The organism is Mucilaginibacter sediminis (assembly GCF_051903035.1).
Taxonomy (GTDB): Bacteria; Bacteroidota; Bacteroidia; order Sphingobacteriales; family Sphingobacteriaceae; genus Mucilaginibacter.
The window spans coordinates 4,532,407-4,551,900 of the sequence record NZ_CP170602.1; the positions used below are offsets into that span (position 1 = coordinate 4,532,407).

General features: G+C 43.8%; 17 protein-coding genes, 2 tRNA genes and 1 rRNA gene. 9 read left to right on the plus strand and 11 right to left on the minus strand.

Translation table 11 applies throughout. The features are described from left to right. Positions 1–45 precede the first annotated feature (45 nt). The 3 genes from ACFGVS_RS18445 to ACFGVS_RS18455 all read right to left on the minus strand — a co-directional run bounded on the left by ACFGVS_RS18445 (position 46) and on the right by ACFGVS_RS18455 (position 2,161). Positions 46–122, minus strand: a tRNA-Ala gene (locus tag ACFGVS_RS18445). A 97-nt stretch (positions 123–219) separates the two neighbouring features. After that, positions 220–294, minus strand: a tRNA-Ile gene (locus ACFGVS_RS18450). A 345-nt stretch (positions 295–639) separates the two neighbouring features. Beyond that, positions 640–2,161 (minus strand): 16S ribosomal RNA (locus ACFGVS_RS18455). Positions 2,162–2,841: 680 nt separating this feature from the next. Between ACFGVS_RS18455 and ACFGVS_RS18460 the strand changes: the two genes are divergently transcribed. After that, entirely contained in the window at positions 2,842–4,221 is a 1,380-nt protein-coding gene (locus tag ACFGVS_RS18460; RefSeq protein ID WP_439695086.1) for a methyltransferase RsmF C-terminal domain-like protein, read from the plus strand. 72 nt (positions 4,222–4,293) lie between these two features. On the opposite strand, the gene ACFGVS_RS18465 is transcribed toward ACFGVS_RS18460, so the two are convergent. The 3 genes from ACFGVS_RS18465 to ACFGVS_RS18475 are packed head-to-tail and all read right to left on the minus strand — an operon-like array spanning position 4,294 to position 6,684. Beyond that, positions 4,294–4,659, minus strand: coding sequence for a CoA-binding protein (locus ACFGVS_RS18465; protein ID WP_439695087.1), 366 nt, complete (start codon positions 4,657–4,659; stop codon positions 4,294–4,296). Continuing rightward, on the minus strand, positions 4,652–5,137 hold the full coding sequence (locus ACFGVS_RS18470; protein ID WP_274210612.1) for a DinB family protein: 486 nt from the start codon (positions 5,135–5,137) through the stop codon (positions 4,652–4,654). The genes ACFGVS_RS18465 and ACFGVS_RS18470 overlap by 8 nt, the downstream gene beginning before the upstream one ends. Further along, a complete protein-coding gene (locus ACFGVS_RS18475; RefSeq protein ID WP_439695088.1) occupies positions 5,134–6,684 on the minus strand; it encodes an NAD(P)/FAD-dependent oxidoreductase in 1,551 nt (516 codons plus the stop codon). Before ACFGVS_RS18475 ends, ACFGVS_RS18470 begins: the two co-directional genes overlap by 4 nt. Before the next feature lie 1,016 nt (positions 6,685–7,700). Between ACFGVS_RS18475 and ACFGVS_RS18480 the strand changes: the two genes are divergently transcribed. Continuing rightward, complete coding sequence (locus ACFGVS_RS18480; RefSeq protein WP_090651624.1) at positions 7,701–8,267, plus strand: RNA polymerase sigma factor; 567 nt, start codon at positions 7,701–7,703, stop codon at positions 8,265–8,267. Between the two features lie 86 nt (positions 8,268–8,353). Here the strand turns inward: ACFGVS_RS18480 and ACFGVS_RS18485 are convergent, their stop codons facing one another. After that, a complete protein-coding gene (locus ACFGVS_RS18485) occupies positions 8,354–8,761 on the minus strand; it encodes a hypothetical protein (RefSeq protein ID WP_439695089.1) in 408 nt (135 codons plus the stop codon). Between the two features lie 321 nt (positions 8,762–9,082). Beyond that, positions 9,083–11,374, minus strand: a complete 2,292-nt coding sequence (locus ACFGVS_RS18490) for a GH92 family glycosyl hydrolase (RefSeq protein WP_439695090.1) — start codon at positions 11,372–11,374, stop codon at positions 9,083–9,085. Between the two features lie 174 nt (positions 11,375–11,548). Here ACFGVS_RS18490 and ACFGVS_RS18495 point away from each other — a divergent pair, with 174 nt between their 5' ends. The 5 genes from ACFGVS_RS18495 (at position 11,549) to ACFGVS_RS18515 (ending at position 14,610) form a co-directional block, all read left to right on the plus strand. Continuing rightward, positions 11,549–12,130, plus strand: coding sequence for a LemA family protein (locus ACFGVS_RS18495; RefSeq protein WP_090651621.1), 582 nt, complete (start codon positions 11,549–11,551; stop codon positions 12,128–12,130). A 209-nt stretch (positions 12,131–12,339) separates the two neighbouring features. Then, entirely contained in the window at positions 12,340–12,771 is a 432-nt protein-coding gene (locus tag ACFGVS_RS18500) for a TPM domain-containing protein (protein ID WP_439695091.1), read from the plus strand. A 12-nt stretch (positions 12,772–12,783) separates the two neighbouring features. Further along, positions 12,784–13,584, plus strand: a complete 801-nt coding sequence (locus ACFGVS_RS18505; RefSeq protein ID WP_439695092.1) for a TPM domain-containing protein — start codon at positions 12,784–12,786, stop codon at positions 13,582–13,584. A 74-nt stretch (positions 13,585–13,658) separates the two neighbouring features. Further along, a complete protein-coding gene (locus ACFGVS_RS18510; protein WP_439695093.1) occupies positions 13,659–14,066 on the plus strand; it encodes a hypothetical protein in 408 nt (135 codons plus the stop codon). Next, entirely contained in the window at positions 14,059–14,610 is a 552-nt protein-coding gene (locus ACFGVS_RS18515; RefSeq protein ID WP_439695094.1) for an NUDIX hydrolase, read from the plus strand. Before ACFGVS_RS18510 ends, ACFGVS_RS18515 begins: the two co-directional genes overlap by 8 nt. Here ACFGVS_RS18515 and ACFGVS_RS18520 read toward each other — a convergent pair whose 3' ends face one another. Next, positions 14,611–15,069 carry a nuclear transport factor 2 family protein gene (locus tag ACFGVS_RS18520; RefSeq protein WP_439695095.1) on the minus strand — a complete coding sequence of 153 codons (459 nt, stop codon included), beginning with the start codon at positions 15,067–15,069 and terminating at the stop codon, positions 14,611–14,613. Between the two features lie 37 nt (positions 15,070–15,106). Here ACFGVS_RS18520 and ACFGVS_RS18525 point away from each other — a divergent pair, with 37 nt between their 5' ends. Together ACFGVS_RS18525 and ACFGVS_RS18530 are read left to right on the plus strand one after the other, a co-directional pair. After that, positions 15,107–15,334, plus strand: coding sequence for a DUF433 domain-containing protein (locus ACFGVS_RS18525; protein ID WP_218152463.1), 228 nt, complete (start codon positions 15,107–15,109; stop codon positions 15,332–15,334). Further along, positions 15,331–15,666, plus strand: a complete 336-nt coding sequence (locus ACFGVS_RS18530) for a DUF5615 family PIN-like protein (RefSeq protein WP_090651615.1) — start codon at positions 15,331–15,333, stop codon at positions 15,664–15,666. Before ACFGVS_RS18525 ends, ACFGVS_RS18530 begins: the two co-directional genes overlap by 4 nt. Positions 15,667–15,738: 72 nt before the next feature. On the opposite strand, the gene ACFGVS_RS18535 is transcribed toward ACFGVS_RS18530, so the two are convergent. Beyond that, positions 15,739–16,899 (minus strand): PepSY-associated TM helix domain-containing protein, encoded by a 1,161-nt coding sequence (locus tag ACFGVS_RS18535; RefSeq protein WP_439695096.1) that lies wholly within the window; start codon positions 16,897–16,899, stop codon positions 15,739–15,741. Between the two features lie 2 nt (positions 16,900–16,901). Beyond that, positions 16,902–19,319: a TonB-dependent receptor domain-containing protein gene (locus ACFGVS_RS18540; protein ID WP_439695097.1), complete on the minus strand. Its 2,418-nt coding sequence runs from the start codon at positions 19,317–19,319 to the stop codon at positions 16,902–16,904. Between the last annotated feature and the right edge of the window lie 175 nt (positions 19,320–19,494).

Below are 19,494 nucleotides of genomic sequence, written 5' to 3' on the forward strand. Positions count from 1 at the left end.
AGTTATTTTAACTGCCCACTGTAAACTGCCTTCTGCTAACTGGCATGGTGGAGAATAACGGATTCGAACCGTTGACCCCCTGCGTGCAAGGCAGGTGCTCTAGCCAGCTGAGCTAATCCCCCTTAAGATGAGTTTGCAGTTTTGAGTTTGCAGTTTGCAGCCTTTTTTTACTGCCTACTGTGAACTGTTTACTGCCCACTCGCAGCTTCGCTGCGCTTGTAGTCCCGAGCAGATTTGAACTGCTGACCCCTACATTATCAGTGTAGTGCTCTAACCAAGCTGAGCTACAGGACTATATTTCAGTTTGCAGTCTTTAGTTTGCAGTTTGCAGCTTGTACTGCTTTGTAGTTAGCTCTTGTTGCCAACTGCTAACTGCTCTTTACTGCCCACTGTGAACTGCCAACTGTGTCCCAGCTCACCTTTCGGCTTCGCTCCACATAGATGGCTTCATCTTTTGGGTTTCCTTTTTGTGTTTAATTATTGAATGACTGAATTAGTGAATTACTGATTTGTTGTTTTGTATTATATATAGCATATAACCTATCAACTTAATCTAACTCAATAAACCAATCAACCAATTTTAAGAAATAATCATGTAGGTAACTTGTTACAATAACTGATGTATCGATACTGCTCCAGAAAGGAGGTATTCCAGCCACACCTTCCGGTACGGCTACCTTGTTACGACTTAGCCCCAGTTACCGACTTTACCCTAGGACGCTCCTTGCGGTTACGCACTTCAGGCACTTCCAGCTTCCATGGCTTGACGGGCGGTGTGTACAAGGCCCGGGAACGTATTCACCGCGTCATTGCTGATACGCGATTACTAGCGAATCCAACTTCACGGGGTCGAGTTGCAGACCCCGATCCGAACTGTGAACAGCTTTTGGAGATTGGCATCCTGTTGCCAGGTAGCTGCCCTCTGTACTGCCCATTGTAGCACGTGTGTAGCCCCGGACGTAAGGGCCATGATGACTTGACGTCGTCCCCTCCTTCCTCTCTATTTGCATAGGCAGTCTGTTTAGAGTCCCCACCTTAACGTGCTGGCAACTAAACATAGGGGTTGCGCTCGTTGCGGGACTTAACCCAACACCTCACGGCACGAGCTGACGACAGCCATGCAGCACCTAGTTTCGTGTCCCGAAGGACTTGAGCGTCTCTGCTCAATTCACTAACTTTCAAGCCCGGGTAAGGTTCCTCGCGTATCATCGAATTAAACCACATGCTCCTCCGCTTGTGCGGGCCCCCGTCAATTCCTTTGAGTTTCACCCTTGCGGGCGTACTCCCCAGGTGGAATACTTAACGCTTTCGCTTAGACGCTGACCGTATATCGCCAACATCGAGTATTCATCGTTTAGGGCGTGGACTACCAGGGTATCTAATCCTGTTTGATCCCCACGCTTTCGTGCCTCAGTGTCAATCTAACCATAGTAAGCTGCCTTCGCAATTGGTGTTCTGTGACATATCTATGCATTTCACCGCTACTTGTCACATTCCGCCTACCTCTAGTTCATTCAAGCTCATCAGTATCAAAGGCACTGCGATAGTTAAGCTACCGTCTTTCACCCCTGACTTAATAAGCCACCTACGCACCCTTTAAACCCAATAAATCCGGATAACGCTTGGATCCTCCGTATTACCGCGGCTGCTGGCACGGAGTTAGCCGATCCTTATTCTTACAGTACATTCAGCTTTGGTCACGACCAAAGGTTTATTCCCGTACAAAAGCAGTTTACAACCCGTAGGGCCGTCTTCCTGCACGCGGCATGGCTGGTTCAGGCTTCCGCCCATTGACCAATATTCCTTACTGCTGCCTCCCGTAGGAGTCTGGTCCGTGTCTCAGTACCAGTGTGGGGGGTCATCCTCTCAGATCCCCTAAACATCGTAGCCTTGGTAAGCCGTTACCTTACCAACTAGCTAATGTTCCGCATGCCCATCTTGTTCCTATAAATATTTGATTATAATACGATGCCATATCATAATGTTATGCGGTCTTAATCTCTCTTTCGAGAGGCTATCCCCCTGAACAAGGTAGGTTACATACGTGTTACGCACCCGTGCGCCACTCTCAAGAAAAGCAAGCTCTTCTATCCCGTCCGACTTGCATGTATTAGGCCTGCCGCTAGCGTTCATCCTGAGCCAGGATCAAACTCTCCATTGTAAAATGTCTCGTTTGTTCACTGACCCTATTATTAATAATAGAATCTGTATAATTATGTATCTTTATACAGTATCTAACATTTGTTTGTTATCATAACTCCTCTTACTCTTTTCCGCCTTGCAGCTTCTTTTTGTTTGAGTTGTTACTCTACATGATTTTCTATTTCTTAAAAGAACTTTCCCGCTTCATCATCCGAATCCGCTATATAATCTTTACAAGTTGCCTTGTCTGATTTGTCATTTCTATTACCGGAATCGCTCCGGCTTTTTAACTTCTTTTGCTCCTCAAAGCAACCCTCCGTTTGGGTCTGCAAAGGTAGAAAACCTTTTTACTTTTCCAAAACTTATTTTTTCTTTTTTTTGGAGACCCGAAACCGATCATTTTCACTTGATCTTCCTCTTCGATTGCGGGTTGCAAAAGTGCGAATTTTAATTTGATTTAACAAGTGATAATTTCACTCTTTTTGATCTTTTTTATATTCGCTAACTCTTCAAAAAACAACGCCCTTTTTCTGGAGCGGCCACAAATGTACACAGAAAACCACTTACCAACCAAGAGAAATTTTCAAATAATTAAAACAATTCTACAAGTAACTGTAAACTAACGTTAAATAAAACCCAACAGCGCCCGAATATCTTATAAACAATAGCATATACCTAATTTGTATATTTACAAAGTATATGAATGAGCAACAGTTCCCCGATAATTTCCTGCAAACATTAAGCGCAGAAAATGGATTTGACGAAGAAAATTTTATCAAAGCACATCAAATTACTGATGCGCCTACCTCAATAAGGCTTAATCCTTTTAAGCATCCATCATTAAAAACAGATGAACAAGTAGCCTGGTGTAGCGATGGATTTTATTTAAACACCCGCCCATCCTTCACATTCGACCCACTTTTTCATGCCGGGTGCTATTATGTACAGGAGGCATCGTCGATGTTTATTGACAATATATTAAAACATATCCGCCCAAATATAAATGGCACAATAAAAGTACTTGACCTTTGCGCTGCTCCGGGTGGCAAAAGTACACTCCTTAACTCGGCCATTAATGCCGATGATTTGTTGGTTGCCAATGAAATTATTAAAACACGCGTACCTGTATTAACAGATAACCTTAGCCGTTGGGGACAGGCAAACGTAATAGTGAGCAATAACGATCCGAAAGACATTGGGCGGTTAAAAAGCTTTTTCGATATTATCCTGGTTGATGCACCATGTTCGGGCTCGGGCATGTTTCGTAAAGATCCGCAGGCAATGAACGAGTGGTCGGAGGCCAATGTGGAATTGTGCCACCAGCGACAGGAACGGATCCTGGCCGATATACTCCCTGCCTTAAAAGAAGACGGATACCTTATATATAGTACCTGCTCTTACTCGCATCAGGAAAACGAAGATATACTGGATTGGCTTTGCCTTGAATTTGATTTGGAAAGCGTACGTATACCTATATATAAGGAGTGGGGTATTGTAGAAACGCAATCGCCCGATAAAGAGGCATGGGGATACCGCTTTTATCCGGGCAAGGTTAAGGGTGAGGGGCTATTTGCATCGTGCCTTAAAAAGAGAACCAACACCGGCGAACTGGGCACCTTTAAAAACAACATGCATCAAAAAATAAGCAGTAAGGAAATTGACCAGGTGAAAGCATACGTTAACAACCCGGACGACTACTATTATTTTAAAGTGAACGAAGATTGGCTGGCGATTAACCGCGCGCATAAAGAAAGCCTGAACATATTACAAAGACATCTGTACCTTAAAAAATCCGGTGTGCGCGTGGGTAAATTAATGGGGAAAGATTTGATACCCGACCATGAGCTGGCTTTAAGTACTATTATTAATAAGGACGCGGTCTTGCAAACTGAACTTACCTCCGACCAGGCTATTCAATACCTTCGCCGAGACAACATCGACCTAAACCCTACCGAAAAGGGCTGGAGCCTGATGAACTACGAGGGACAAGCCTTAGGATGGGCTAAGCTATTGCCAAACAGGATCAATAATTATTATCCTAAAGAGATAAGAATATTGGCGAGCCCCCCAGCCCCCTGAAGGGGGAGTTTTTTATTGGCATAGCTGTACTTTTGTAATTTTTTGTTCCCCCTTCAGGGGGTTAGGGGGCTTTTAATACTGCCCTATTGATAATAGCACCAGTGTACATGCATACTCGGTTTCAATTCCTTTTTCAGTGGCCATGCGCCTGAGTTCAGAATTTTCGGTACCAGGATTAAATATAATACGTTTGGGGTGTGTATTCAAAATATAATCGTACAGTGGTGGCTGGTTTTGAGGGCCAACATACAAAGTAACCGTATCTATATCATTATGAATGGCTTCGGGCTTCTCGATAGGCACACCGGCAACCTCGCCTGTTTTTATGCCTACATTAACTATACTGTGCCCATGACCAACCAACCTGTTGGCTGCAAGATTTGCGTACCGGCCGGTATCGGGCGTTGCTCCTAATATAAGTGTCTTTTTATCAGCCATTGATTATCCTGTTTAATAAAGCAATTTGGCCGGAGTGGTAAATATGATGCTGAATAAGTCCGTTAATCAATTCTTCATAGCTCACACCTGTTCCCATCTCGCGGTTCCGTTCGTCTTTTATCGGCTCATCCCATTGTTCCTGCGGGAAGTTCTGGATAACGCCAATCAAATTTACGTTCACCAGCTTTAAATCATCAACATAGTTTTGCCATTTTTGTTCGTCAGGCGCACCGGTTTCGGGCCAGTCGCCACTGGTGGGTATGCCAGCCGTAAGCCCATTCATCCTATCCATTACTTCTTCTGTCCAGGCTATCATGTGTAAAACAATTTCGGCTATGTTATGGACAGATCCAGGCGGCTTTTCGTAGGCGGTCTCGAAGCCGATGCTTTCTACTATATCATAAACAGGCGAACCATACCAGGCATCGCCAGATAGTATCTTTTGTAATTCGGCACTCAGTTTTTCAGAAATTGTCATACTAATATTTTTAAAGCGGCCAGCGCGCAGTTAACACCATCAATAGCAGCAGAAATAATGCCACCCGCATAACCGGCCCCCTCGCCACACGGAAATAATCCTTTAACCTGGGGGTGCTGCAAAGTTTCTTTATCCCTGGGAATTTTTACCGGCGATGACGTGCGCGACTCTACCCCCACCAAAATCGCCTCGTTGGTATAATAGCCCTTCATCTTCCTGCCAAAAGCTGGCAACGCTTTTTGCAGACGTTTGTGAATCCAACCGGGTAACACCTCCTTCAGTTCGGTACTCTTTGTGCCCGGCAGGTAGGAGTTTACGGGCAGATCATTTGACAAACGACCTTCCACAAAATCGACCATACGCTGACCCGGTGCAACCAGGCTGCCGCCGCCAGCTTTAAAGGCGGCGCGTTCCACCTCGTGCTGAAAGTTGAGCATTTTGAATGGATCGGTGTCATTGCCGGCCACATCTTCCATATTAATCTGTACTACTGTACCTGAATTGGCAAATGGGTTATTCCGTTTTGAAGGGCTCCAGCCGTTTACCACAATTTCATTTTCGGCGGTTGCACAGGGCGCTATAATACCGCCGGGACACATACAAAACGAAAATACGCCCCTATCCTCTACCTGCTCAACCAAATTATAATAGGATGGCGGCAAATCCGGACCACGGTTTTCGCAATGGTACTGGGCGCGGTCAATTATTTCCTGCGGATGCTCTATGCGTACACCTAAAGCAAATGGCTTGGCCTCTATCAGTATATTTTGATGATGCAGCATTTCAAACACATCCCTTGCCGAGTGGCCCGTTGCCAGGATTACGGCATCAGCGGTCATTTTTTCGCCGCTGGCCAGTTTTACGCCTTTTATCTTGCCAAACTCAACCAGTAAGGCTGTCACTTTGCTATCAAACAAAAACTCGCCGCCTGCATTTAATATCGTTTCGCGCATGGCGGTAATAATCTGGGGGAGCTTGTTGGTACCAATATGCGGGCGGGCATCTATTAATATATCTTCATCTGCCCCATGGGCAACAAACATTTTCAGCACCTGGTTTACATCGCCGCGCTTGGTAGATCGGGTGTACAGCTTACCATCTGAGTAGGTACCGGCCCCACCCTCGCCAAAGCAATAATTTGATTCGGGGTTAACCAGGCCCTGTTTGTTAATATTGGCCAAATCGCGCCTGCGTTGTTTAACATCTTTGCCCCGTTCCAGTATCACGGGTTTTAATCCCAGCTCAATGCATTGCAATGCGGCAAAGATACCTGCCGGGCCTGCGCCTACTATAATAACCGGGCGACCAAACTGTACGTCGGGATAATTTACAGTAAAAATTTCGGGATTGTACGGCTCATCAATAAACACCTGCACCACCATGCGGTAAACCACTTTACGGCCACGGGCATCTATAGATCGTTTTAACACTTTAACAGCCGATAATTTTTGAGGCTGCATATTTAAAGCCGCAGCCGCAAGGCGTTTAATCACTGCCTCATCTTCATGCTGCCCGGGAGGGCATACTATTTCAATTTCTTTTGTCATACTATCGCCGGGTTTTTATCCCGGATTAAGGCAAAGGTAAGAAGCCCCCTCTAAATAGCAAAGCTTTCGTGAGTGCCTCAAAACAATAAAACGCGAATAATCTCCCCCTGAAGGGAGAGACTTTTTAATATTTCTTTTTAGAGCCTAATTTATTTTACTCACCCAACCAAAGACAAGGGCTTTAAATATAAAGGTTGGGACGCACGCGAAATTATCTCGACAAGATGCCGGGGCAAACGCATCTGATTGGGTTAACATAACTTAACACATTTCAAATATATTTTTTATAAATATTTAATAATCAGTAGTTTATATTTTATCATGGTTAACACTAAACTGATTGCGCAATTTAGCCGCATCCAAATATTTGTGTATGGTGTTGGCCAATACAAGTCACTTGGGTACCTCCATCATTTAACCGGGATCAGCCGATAAAAACAAGGTATCGTTTGATACTTATATCTTCCCGACGCTATAAGCTTATTCCGTTAGCTATTATTTAAATAACAGCTTATCGCCGTTAGCTATTTAGATGCGTTTACTCTGCGCTGAAGCTACTGTATGTACACATCTTTTTAAAATCGTATCACTAAACAAAACTGATGTCATTTCGAACGAATCAGAGGTGGATTTAAGTGGTGGGGTGAGGAAAAATCTTATACGTCCTACATTCCGATAGGCTTTTTGGGGATGTAAATTGTCTAAGATTTCTCTTTCGCACCCTCACTCTTGCCCCCACTGCTCTATCGAAATGACATTTTCTTTTATTAAAAAGATGTGTACACACAGTAGGCCCTGAAGGGTGAGACTTTTATAAGCGGTAAAATAACTTTAACACATATTAAAACCATCGTTCCCCCTTCAGGGGGTTAGGGGGCTTTGTGTTCGCCTGTGCGTATCAACCGTCCGTTAACGAACGGTTTTAAAATAGCCTAAATTTATATCTATCTAAAAATCAACAAATTACAAAATGGCACTTGGATTGGCATAGGCTTCACAAATAAACACACAATACAATGACTACTGCCGACGAACGTTTACAGACAATTTGGGAAGGATGCTTACGCAACGAACGTAAAAGCCAGGAACAATTTTACAAACTATTTGCATCGCGGATGCTGGCTGTTTGCATGCGCTATGCTACCGATAAAGACGAAGCGCAGGATATACTGCAAGAAGGTTTTATAAAAATATTCAGGAACATGCAAAACTACCGTGGCGATGGCAGCCTGGAAGGTTGGGTGCGCCGTATTATGGTGCACGCGGCTATTTCGCGCTACCGCAAATTACGCCCGGTTGTGTTGGTTGAGGATTTTGCTGCCGATAGTGATATGCCTATCAGCAAAGCTTATAATGATAATGAACTTGAGGCAAAAGATTTGATGAAACTGATTCAAAAACTGCCTAAAACTTATCGCTCGGTATTTAATATGTACGCCATTGAAGGATACTCGCACCAGGAAATTGGCACATCGCTGGGGATGAGTGAATTGCTGTCGCGCACAACTTTACACCGTGCACGCACCGCCTTAAAAGAAATGATTGGTAAACTTACTACCCGCGAGGAGCATTGCTACGCGTAAAGCCTCCAGCCTCACCCTGCCCTCTCCAAAGGAGAGGGTTCTGATTAGCGGGGTGGTTGGCCCTTATTTTGAATTTGAATTCGATTTTAGTTTCCTGTACCCCATTCTGAACTACCATAACCATCGCGGGCTTTCCAGTTGTATTTAATATCTAAAGTTTTCCAGGTTTCAGCTTTCCGGGTGGCTATCATCACAATCTTCTCGGCTGCCAGGGCATCGTCATTCGTAATGGTGTCTATAGCAGTTATTTCATAATCGCCCGAATCCAGTTTTCTTGAAGTGATATTTAATCGTGGCCTCGCGTCGGTTTCACTGTAATACTGCCGGTACTGGTAATAAGCTTTAATCAGTTCGTCGGATGTTTTAATATCCTTTCGTTTCGCTATCGTATCATTAAACTTATCCGGCGGAATCTGCTTAAACGATTCAGCGCATGAACCAAAGAGTATCAGCAGAAACAACATCAAGCCCCCTCTAAATAGCGAAGCTTTCATGAGCACCTTAGAAAAACAATAAACCGCAAATAATCTCCCCCTGAAGGGGGAGACTTTAATTACACTTGTTCTATCTAAATTCATCTGCACATCTGAAATATGTGTTTTGTCTTCATTTTCAAATTCGCTTCATCTGCACATCTGAAATTTGGAATCTGCACATCCGTGTTTTCATTTTCAAATCTTCAAATACTCAAATTTTCAAATTCGCTTCATCTGCACATCTGAAATTTGAAATCTGCACATCTGTGTTTTCATCTTCAAATACTCAAATTTTCAAATTCGCTTCATCTGCACATCTGAAATTTGGAATCTGCACATCTATTTATGTTTGCTGCTCATATAGTAAGTGATCTCGCTGCCATTCATAATATCGGCATGGCCAATGAATAAACCATCCAGGGGTTTACCATTCAGCGTTATCTTTTGTACATACACGTTTTTGGCACCCTGGTTTTTTACGTTGATGGTGAATTTTTTTCCGTTATCCAGGTTGATAACGCCACCATTCACGGCCGGGCTGCCTATGGAATACTGATCAGATCCAGGCGCTACCGGGTAAAAGCCCAACGTGCTGAAAATATACCAGGCACTCATCTGTCCGGTATCATCGTTACCGCCCAAACCATCCGGGGTTGGTTTGTACATACGTGGCAATATCATCCGGATACGTTCCTGTGTTTTCCAGGGTTTATCTGTCCAGTTGTATAAATAAGCTACGTGGTGCGATGGCTCGTTGCCATGTACATAGTTGCCGATGATGCCATCGCGGGTTATATCTTCCGTTTCGGCAAAATATTTGTCGGGCAGGTTCATGGTGAACAACGAATCGAGGTAACCTACAAACCGCTTGTTACCCCCCATGAGCGTAATCAGGCCTTTAGGATCTTGTGGAGCAAACAGGGTATAGTTCCAGCTATTGCCCTCAATAAACCCTTCGTTGATGGTGCTCAAGGGATCAAACTTTTGGCGGAAGCTGCCATCGGCCAACCTGGGGCGCATAAAGCCTGCGGCCTTATCATATACATTTTTGTAATTTTCCGATCGTTTGATGAATTCGTTATAAACATCCATCCGGTTTAGCTTTTTGGCCATCTGGGCAATGGCCCAGTCGTCAAAGGCATACTCCAGGGTTGATGATACCGATACGCCGCTTTTTTCGTCGGGGATGTAACCTTTATCCATGTAGTCGCCTATACCCTCATAATCGCGGTGCTTTGCAGTGGCTACGCAGGCATCCAGCGCTTTGTTGGCATCAAAGTTTACATTTCCCTTTACAACGGCGTCGGCCAGTACGGCTACACTGTGGTACCCGCTCATACACCAGTTCTCGTTACCCGAGTTTGACCAGATGGGCAGCATATGCTCCGGACTTTGGTCAAAATGGGCCAGCATGCTTTGTACCATATCCGCATTCCTTTTGGGTTCAATAATATTAAACAGCGGGTGCAGCGCCCTGTAGGTATCCCAAAGCGAAAAAGTGGTATAATTGGTAAACCCTTCGGCCTTGTGTACATTTTGATCAAGGCCTTTATATTGCCCATCGGCATCCATATATACCGTAGGGTTAATCATAGCATGGTACATAGCGGTATAAAAGTTCTCTTTTATCTCTTTGTTACCGGCTATCTCTATTTTATGCAGTTCGGTTTCCCATAATTGCTGGCCGTCGGCTTTTACTTTTTCAAAATCCCAGCCAGGTATCTCGGTTTGCATATTATTTAAGGCACCGGCCATGCTCACCGGTGATAATGCAAACTTGATTTTTATTTTTTCGCCCTCTTCGGTTTTAAAATCAAAGTAAGCCCTTATTTGCTTGCCGGCAATTTCGGGAAAGTTTTTTACCCGGTTAAATTTGCCCCAAAAGCCACCATATACTTCGCGCTGATCGTACTTTTTGTAGCCATGCTGAAAGAATGCTTTTGAAAAACTCATGGCAAAGTATAACGAGCGGGTGCGTGCCCAGCCATTGGTTTGGCGGAAACCAACAACGGTGCTATCATTAACAACCCTTAAATAAGTCCATACGTTTTTATCAGGGTAGTTGTAAATCCCGGCCATCAGATCTAATATAATATGCGACTGATCGGACTTAGGGAACGTATACTGGTGAAAACCAACACGTGCGCTGGTGGTCATCTCGGCCAAAATATTACTTTCGTCCAGTTTTACTTTGTAGTAGTTGGCCTGGCTCACTTCGTTCTGGTGCGAAAATGCCGAGCGGTAGCCGCTGCCAGGTTTATCGGCGGTGCCTGGGTTAAGTTTTAATGCCCCAACTGTTGGCATAATTAAAAAGTCGCCCAGGTCTGAGTGGCCGGTACCGCTAAAATGGGTATGGCTAAAGCCAACTATGGTTTTATCATCGTACTGGTAACCGGCGCAGTATTTATATACATCGGGATTGTATTTGCCGTTCAGTTCGTAGCTGGGAGTATCAGTCTCCGGACTCAATTGTACCATTCCAAAAGGAACTGTAGCGCCCGGGTATACATGTCCCATACGCTGGGTACCTATAATAGGGTTTACATATTGTACTAAATTTTCGGCAGTTTTAGTCTGTGCGGCTGCGCCAAGCGAAATAGCAGTAAAAAAAAGGCAGAGTGTCTTCTTCATTTTGTGGGTCGATGTCAACATTAAGCTTCAAATATAGGCTATAACAGTTAAATGTTTCGCTTAACGTGATAAATTCTGTACCTTGACATAATGTCACTAAACCATACCAGTTGTAACAACGGTATGCGTTTTGTAATCTAAATCAAAAACACACCTGTAAAACAACTTCAACCTATGAAAAAGTTACTTTCAGTAATATTAATTGCAGTAGCAGCCGTGAGCTTAAGCTCATGTAGTTATAACAGCATGGTTAAGCTCGACGAAACTGTTAAAGCTAAATGGGGCGCCGTCCAAAGTGATTACCAGCGCCGCAGCGATCTGATACCCAATCTTGTAAATACGGTTAAAGGTGCCGCTAACTTTGAAAAAAGCACGTTGACCGCCGTAATAGAAGCCCGCGCAAAAGCAACATCGGTGCAGGTTGACCCTACAAAACTTACACCCGAATCTATCAAAGCTTTCCAGTCATCGCAGGGCGAGTTAAGCTCGGCCATTGGCAGGCTGCTGGTTGTATCAGAAAAATATCCGGATTTAAAAGCGAACGAAAACTTTCGCGACCTATCCGTTCAACTGGAAGGAACCGAAAACAGGATCAACGTATCCCGCAAGGATTTTAACGATGCCGTAATGGAGTACAATTCCAAAATCCGCTCGTTCCCGGCTAATATCACTGCAAAAATGTTTGGCTTCTCCGAAAAAGGATATTTCACCGCCGAACCCGGAAGCGAGAAAGCACCGAAGGTTGAGTTCAATTAATGAATTATTGAAGGACTGAATTATTGATTTGAGCAGTTTAATTATTGAATGACTGAATTAGTGACTTGAACTACAGGGTAATTAGCGGTTTGAGCTATCGATTCGGATTGATCATTTTGTACTTAAAGAAATAATAATTCAGTCATTCATTAAATCACCCATTCACTAAATCACTAATTCAGTCATTCACTAAATCACTAATCAAAAAAATGGTATTTAACGAAGAAGAGCAGCAACGCATCCGTAAAGCTATTGAGCAGGCCGAGAGCCGCAGCAGTGGCGAGATACGGGTTTGTATAGAAAAGAAATGCACCGAGGATGTGCTTGACCGGGCAGCTAAATATTTTTTTCAGCTTAATATGCACAAAACAGCCCTCAGACATGGGGTGTTGATTTATGTGGCCACTGTTGACCGGAAGTTTGCCATTATTGGCGATGCCGGGATTAACCAGGTTGTGCCTGCCGATTTTTGGGATACAACCAAGGAGGATATGCTGCAGCATTTTAAATACGGCGATATTGTTGAAGGTATTGTAACCGGCCTGCAAATTGCCGGCGAACAACTCCAAAAATACTTCCCGCACCATGCCGGCGACGTTAACGAACTACCCGATGATATCGCTTTTATGGATGGCGAATAACCTATAAAACTTATGTTTAAAAAACTCACGATATTTTTTAGCCTGCTGCTTTGCTCCGCGATGGCGTTTGCACAGGATTTTCCGGAACGGTCGGCCACGCTGGTTACCGATTATACCAATACTTTATCGGCCGATGATAAGCAAAAGCTGGAAAGCAAGCTGGTTGCGTTCAACGATTCTACATCCACCCAGATAGCTGTGGTGATCATGAAATCAACCGGCAGCTATGATATTAACGACTATGGCCAGCAACTGCTGCGCAAATGGGGTATTGGGCAAAAAGAAAAGAATAATGGCATCCTGGTAATTGTTGCTATAAGCGACCGTAAAATGGCTATCCAAACCGGTTACGGCGCCGAAGGGCCATTGCCTGATATACTTACCCAGCGCATTATCCAAAACGACATGAAACCCCATTTTAAAGCTGGCGATTATTATGGCGGGCTGGATGCTGCAACCACCGATATTATAAAAGCCACCAAAGGCGAATTTAAGGCCGAAGCGCAGGAAAACGACCAAAGCAGCGGCGGAGATGGTGCAGGTATCATTATCCTGATTGTGATAGTAGTTGTTATATTAATTATCATATTTCGTAACCGCGGCGGTGGTGGCGGCCGGCAAATTATCGACCGCAGGGGTGGCGCAAGCCCTTTCTGGTGGTTTTTGGCCGGCAGCATGCTTGGCGGCAGCGGCCGCAGCAGTGGCAGCGACTGGGGCGGTTTCTCCGGAGGAAGCGGAGGCGGTGGCGGTGGAGGCTTTGGCGGTTTCGGCGGCGGCAGCGGCGGTGGCGGCGGATCAAGCGGTAGCTGGTAGGTTTTAATTATTGATTTAGTGAATGACTGAATTATTGATTTGAGTTGCAATTTATTTATTGATTTATTAAACTCATGTATAGGAAAGATTATATACTCACCGAATTAGAAAAAATGGCTTTGGTTATTGCCCGGCTGTTGGGGCTTAAGGAGGCTGGTAAAGCCGATGAGTTTATAAAACTTGCCGATAGCACACTTTTAAATGAGTACAAAATTAAGCTTGATGAAATACTTGAGCTTGACATTGATGCTTTTAAGTTATTGCTTGAACATGAAAATTACAGTGCCGACAAGCTGGATGCCTTAGCGCAATTACTATACATTTATAGCCTGCCTTTTACAGCAAATGCCGAACTTTTGCTGTCATTTAAAAAGATTTTGTTAGTTTACGATGTGCTGGAGCAACAATATCACCGGCAATCGTTTGAAAACATTAACAAGCGCAATACCATCTATCAATTTCTACAAACAAACTATGAGTAAAGATCTTACCTGGAAACTACTATCATCTACTTACATACATAAAGGCCCTTGGGCTACATTACGCGTTGATCGCTGCGAGATGCCCGATAAACGAATTGTTGAAGACTACTATGTTTTAGAATACCCAAGCTGGGTTAATGCCGTAGCGGTAACCGAAGACAATAAAATATTAATGGTAACGCAATACCGCCACGCAGCCGATATTATTTCGCTCGAAATTCCGGGAGGCGTGGTTGATCCCGGGGAAGAACCCATTCATGCCATCCGCCGCGAACTGCTGGAAGAAACGGGTTACCAGTTTGATGAATTTGAGCTGATTTGCACCGTATACGGCAACCCATCAACCGCCAATAACCAAACCTTTACCTATTTTACCAAAGGCGGCAAAAAAGTACAAGGCCAGGAGCTGGATGATCATGAAGAGCTAATTGTAGAAGAGTACACTGCCGAGGAAATAAAACAATTGCTGCTTGATAATAAAATAAAACAAGCCATGCATTGCTCAGGCTTGTTTTATGGCATGTTAAAACTGGGGGCGCTGTAATCATTCCGGGCAATTGCCTTTACGGCGGGTATCAACAACATAAATAATTTTCCAGCCCGCCGCAGTGCGCATCAGCTGGAAAACATCAACCCCGCAATGGCTAAAGGTTTTGCCCAGGTAAAATTTATAGGGTGTCCAAACGCTGGCCAGGTCGCCATCTATTTTTATGTCGTTAAAGGTTATCTGCTCGTCCCACATTTCTTTATGCGGCATGCCTACGGCTTTTATAAAATCATTGGGGTTTTCCATCTCCAGCTCAACCGTGCCATCCTTTTTATTGGCAACTCCTTCAAAAACAATGTTTTTATGAAAAGCCGACCGCAGCATGGTACTATCGCCTTTGCGCATGGCATCAAACATGGTGTTAATGGTTTGCTTTACAGCCTCCTTATCGGTTTGCTGGGCAAATGTTTTGAAGGATACAAAAAGGATGGCGCTTAAAAAGAATATCTTTTTCATGTGATGGGATTTGACGACAATTTAGTTAAATTTGTATATGCAGCCAATTGATTATAAAGAATATCTTGAATTTAACCCCGAAATAAGGTTTGGTAAACCGGTTATTAAGGGTACGCGGATTTCTGTATATGACGTTTTGCAATGGCTGGCATCCGGCTTGAGTCATGAAGAAATTCTAAGCGATTTCCCACAACTAACATCCGAAGCTATATTTGCATGCCTTGCCTATGCGGCTAACAAAGAACGGATAATTAAAGTGGCATGATACGGCTCATCGCTGACGAAAATATTTCATGGCGTATAAAAAAACTCCTTTTAGATTGGGATATTCTCCCTACAAATGAAATTCGGGCAAACGAACGTTTAAGCGATTTTATGATCTGGCAATTCGCCAAAACAAACAACTACACAATTTTAACTTTTGACGAGGATTTTTGCGAATTACAAAATCTTTACTCCTATCCACCTAAAATAATTTGGTTGCGCACCGGCAACGTCGGCACTCAAAAGATCGCTCACTTATTAATTTCTCTAAAAAAAGAGATTAATCAATTTTTGTCCACTGATGATTTGGGCATTTTTGAGATATATCTTTAACCGGATAGTTAACTTCGAGTTACCACGCTTTAGCTTAAAGATGACATACCCTTAAACGAAAAACATGTCACATCAAACCCCCATTTGCTTTACAGCCCGCCTATGCGCCACCCTTTTCCCATTTTTTGACTTACCTTTTTTACGCTTACCCAGCCATATGATGAATCCGGTTATGGGTAACGAGGCGCAAATCAGACTGGCTAAAAAGGCAATGATTTTACCTGTAAGGCCCAGCACCTGGCCAACGTGTAAATCGTAATTCATGTTATTCATTTTCATGCCGGGGCTTTTTTGGGCATGGGTAGTTTTTTTGAGCATTTTGCCGGTATACTTTTCAAAAGTATACTCATCACTTTTATAATAATGCAGGCTTTGGGCGTAAGCGCTTATACCGATAGTTGCCGAAGCGGATGCGTCATCAAAAAGCAAAAACATTTCGGCCCGGGGCGACCCTGCCTGGGCGGATTCAAACGCTTTATCGATAACAAAACGCGAATCGGTTTTGCCTTTTAAAAGCGAATCGGATTTTAACACTGCTTTTTCTTCGGGATAGGCCTTGCCAAGGTTAGCTGTAGTATATATGCCTTCCCTCACCCAGTTGAAGGCTATAGCTAAACCGGTTATAGCTAAAATTATGGCAACGCCGGTAACATAAAAACCCAGTACGTTATGCAAATCGTAATTAACCCTGCGCCAGCGGCCGTTCCATTTTATGGTGAAGCTGCGCTTGCGGTCGGTTTTACGTTTAGGCCACCACAGGATGATGCCGGTTATCATGAGTACCACAAATATAATAACCGAAATACCCACCACCAGACCGCCTATTTTAGGTGGCAATAACAGGTATAAATGAATGTATTCAACAATAATGAAAAAATTACTTTCCGGGTTTTCGGTGTGGGTAACCCGCCCTGTATAAGGGTTAAGGTATACATACAACATTCCCTTATCTTTTGGCAAATTCACCAGTACACCGGCCGGCCTGTCGGCCCCATAATAAAACATGTAGCTGGCCGTGGCGCCGGGATGTTCTTTTAAACCTTCGGCTTTCAGTACCGATGGCGGCAGGTAGGGTTTATATTCGTTTTTTACGTGGCGATAGTTGTGGATAGCATCCTGGATCTCGTCCTGGAAACAAAAGATACAACCGGTAATACTCACCAAAAACACCACCAGCCCGGATATAAAGCCGAGCCAGCGGTGTATAAATAACATGACTTTCTTGAACGTCATATTTAAAATTTATAGGTAAATGTAAGGGCGTAGTTTCTTAATTTTTGCGGGTTAACGGTGGTATAACCTATCCAGTATTTTTGGTTGGTCAGGTTATCCATCTTGGCGCCTATACGGTAATGCTTAAGGTCGTAAAATGCAGATGCATTAAAAATAGTGTAAGCGGGCAAAGTAAATACACCCTGGCTTACGCTATTAATAATTTTGTTATCGCTGGCGTAGTTGCCGCCAAACCCAAATCCTAAACCTTTAACGGTGCCTTTTTGTAAACGATAGCTTACCCAAAAGTTGGCCAGGTAGGGCGATGACGCCGTACCCGGCCGACGGTTGGCCACATCGGCATTGGTAGTAGCATCGTATTTAGAATCGTTGTATGAGAAGCCCAATACCGCGTTCAGGCCGGCAACAGGGTTGGCAATCACCTCGGCTTCGATGCCTTTACTCAACTGGGTACCATCCTGGATAACCCTGTTTGGCGTAGCCGATGGGCGGGTAATATCTTTAACTTTGATATCATAATAGCTAACGGTACTACTCAGTTTACCTTCAAACAAATCTAACTTAACACCACCTTCAATTTGATTGGCGTGCTCGGGTTTAAGTGGTTTATTATCTTCGGTAATGCCGGTTTGGTTGCGGAAACTGTTTTGGTAATTGGCAAATAATGATACATGATCTTTAACAGGCTGATAAACCAGGCCAAATTTTGGAGAGAAAGCGGTTTGCTGATATGCGCCATACCTGGTTTTAGTTGTAGGATCGTAGTTGCCGATATTGACAAAACGATCTACCCGCAGGGCTGCCGATGCAAGTAACTGATCGGTAATGTTAAATACATCAGATACATATGCACTATAAGTGTTACGGATATAGATGGCCGGGTAGGTAAAGCCATAGGTGCCGGTTGCATACATGGCATCCATCGCGGCTTTATTAAAGTTGCCATAATTTTGGTTCCCTTTTAATGATATGGTATCAAGCGTACTTCCGAAGAAAAACTGGTTGGAGTTGTCCCTGAAAAAATCAAGCCCGCCCACAAACCTGTTCCTGAACTTCCCGATCTTGAAATCGCCATTGAAATTCTGCTGAATTTCGATCATATCATCTTTGCTTTTGCGGGTCGACTGATCATTGCGGGAAATAGAATCGCCGGGGAGCAGGTAATAGTAAGGCCCAAAACCATCAGAATAACTATGGGTTGATGCGATGTTGGCGCGCGAGGTCCACGAATTGGAGATCTTATATTTTACTTCGCCATAAAAATTGGTGCTTCTTGATGTTTCGGTTAAATCATTTCCCATGTACGATTGCTTGTAATCGATAGGAAGCTCATCAGCCCGATCATGTCCAAACTGGGCTATGGATACACCATACGGGAAAAAGAAGATGGGCTTACCAATACTTTTCCCGTAAAACAACTCTGCATCTACCGAGATACTTAACCTCTCCGTAGCGTTATAAACCAGGCTTGGCGCCACAGCTATAGTGCGGTTAAAGCCTGTGTTTTGAAAGCTACCCTCATGATTATAAGCTGTGTTTAAGCGTAACAATACCTTTTTCCCGGCGTCGAGCGGGGCGTTGATATCGGCACTCACACGCTGAAAATCAAAGTTGCCTAAGGAGCCGGAAATCTCGCCGCCAAATGAATCATAGGGCTTTTTGGTTACGCGATTAATTAAGCCTCCATATGAAGTAAGACTGCTCCCGAACAAAGTGGCCGATGGGCCTTTAATAATCTCGATGCGATCGATATTGGATGCATCAATCGAGCTGGTAACATTACCGGCGATACCGTTACGTAATGCAGATTGCACTACAAAACCACGACTGGCATAATAGGCGCCGCCATCGCCGCCGCGGCCGGTTGCCTCCCACATTTTTTGGATTCCCGATGCGTTACGTATGGCGTCATCAACGGAAAATACCTGTTGCTCCTGCAATAACTGGCTGCTTATACTATTATAAACCGAAGCGTTTTCCAGGTTGCTCAAAGGCATTTTAGATACATCAACGCTTTTTTTGTGTTTAAACTTATTGGTTTTATTGGCGTTGATATTTACTTCCTGTAAACCGTGGGTAGCATCAGACACGGTGAACTGGGGTATAACAATGGTTTTACCAGCAATAACCTCAACGGCAGCCTCCTGGCTCTGGCTACCAACCTGCGAAACTACCAGCGTGTATTTACCCTGTGGCGCCCTGAAGCTAAAATCCCCGTCATCATTTGTAACAGCGCCATATTTGGTACCTTTTAACATCACCGAAACATTGTCGGCCGGCTTATTGGTATTGGTAATTACATGCCCGCTAACGGTACCGCGATTTTGCTGGGCAAATATTGGTGTAACCATTAAAAGTAACACAGCAGCTAAAAAAACAGTAGAAAATAATTTGTAAAGGTAGGGTTGAAGTCGATTCATTTTTATTTAGACTAATTATAAATAATGGCCAAAAGTAATCCATTATAACAATTCATCCAAATTTATTTAGAAAGATTCCAAAGAAGCAGTAAGTATCAAGTGGTAAGTATCAAGACCTGTCTATAAAATTCACTTTGCACATCTGTAATTTGAAATCTGCACATTCAAAAATCCG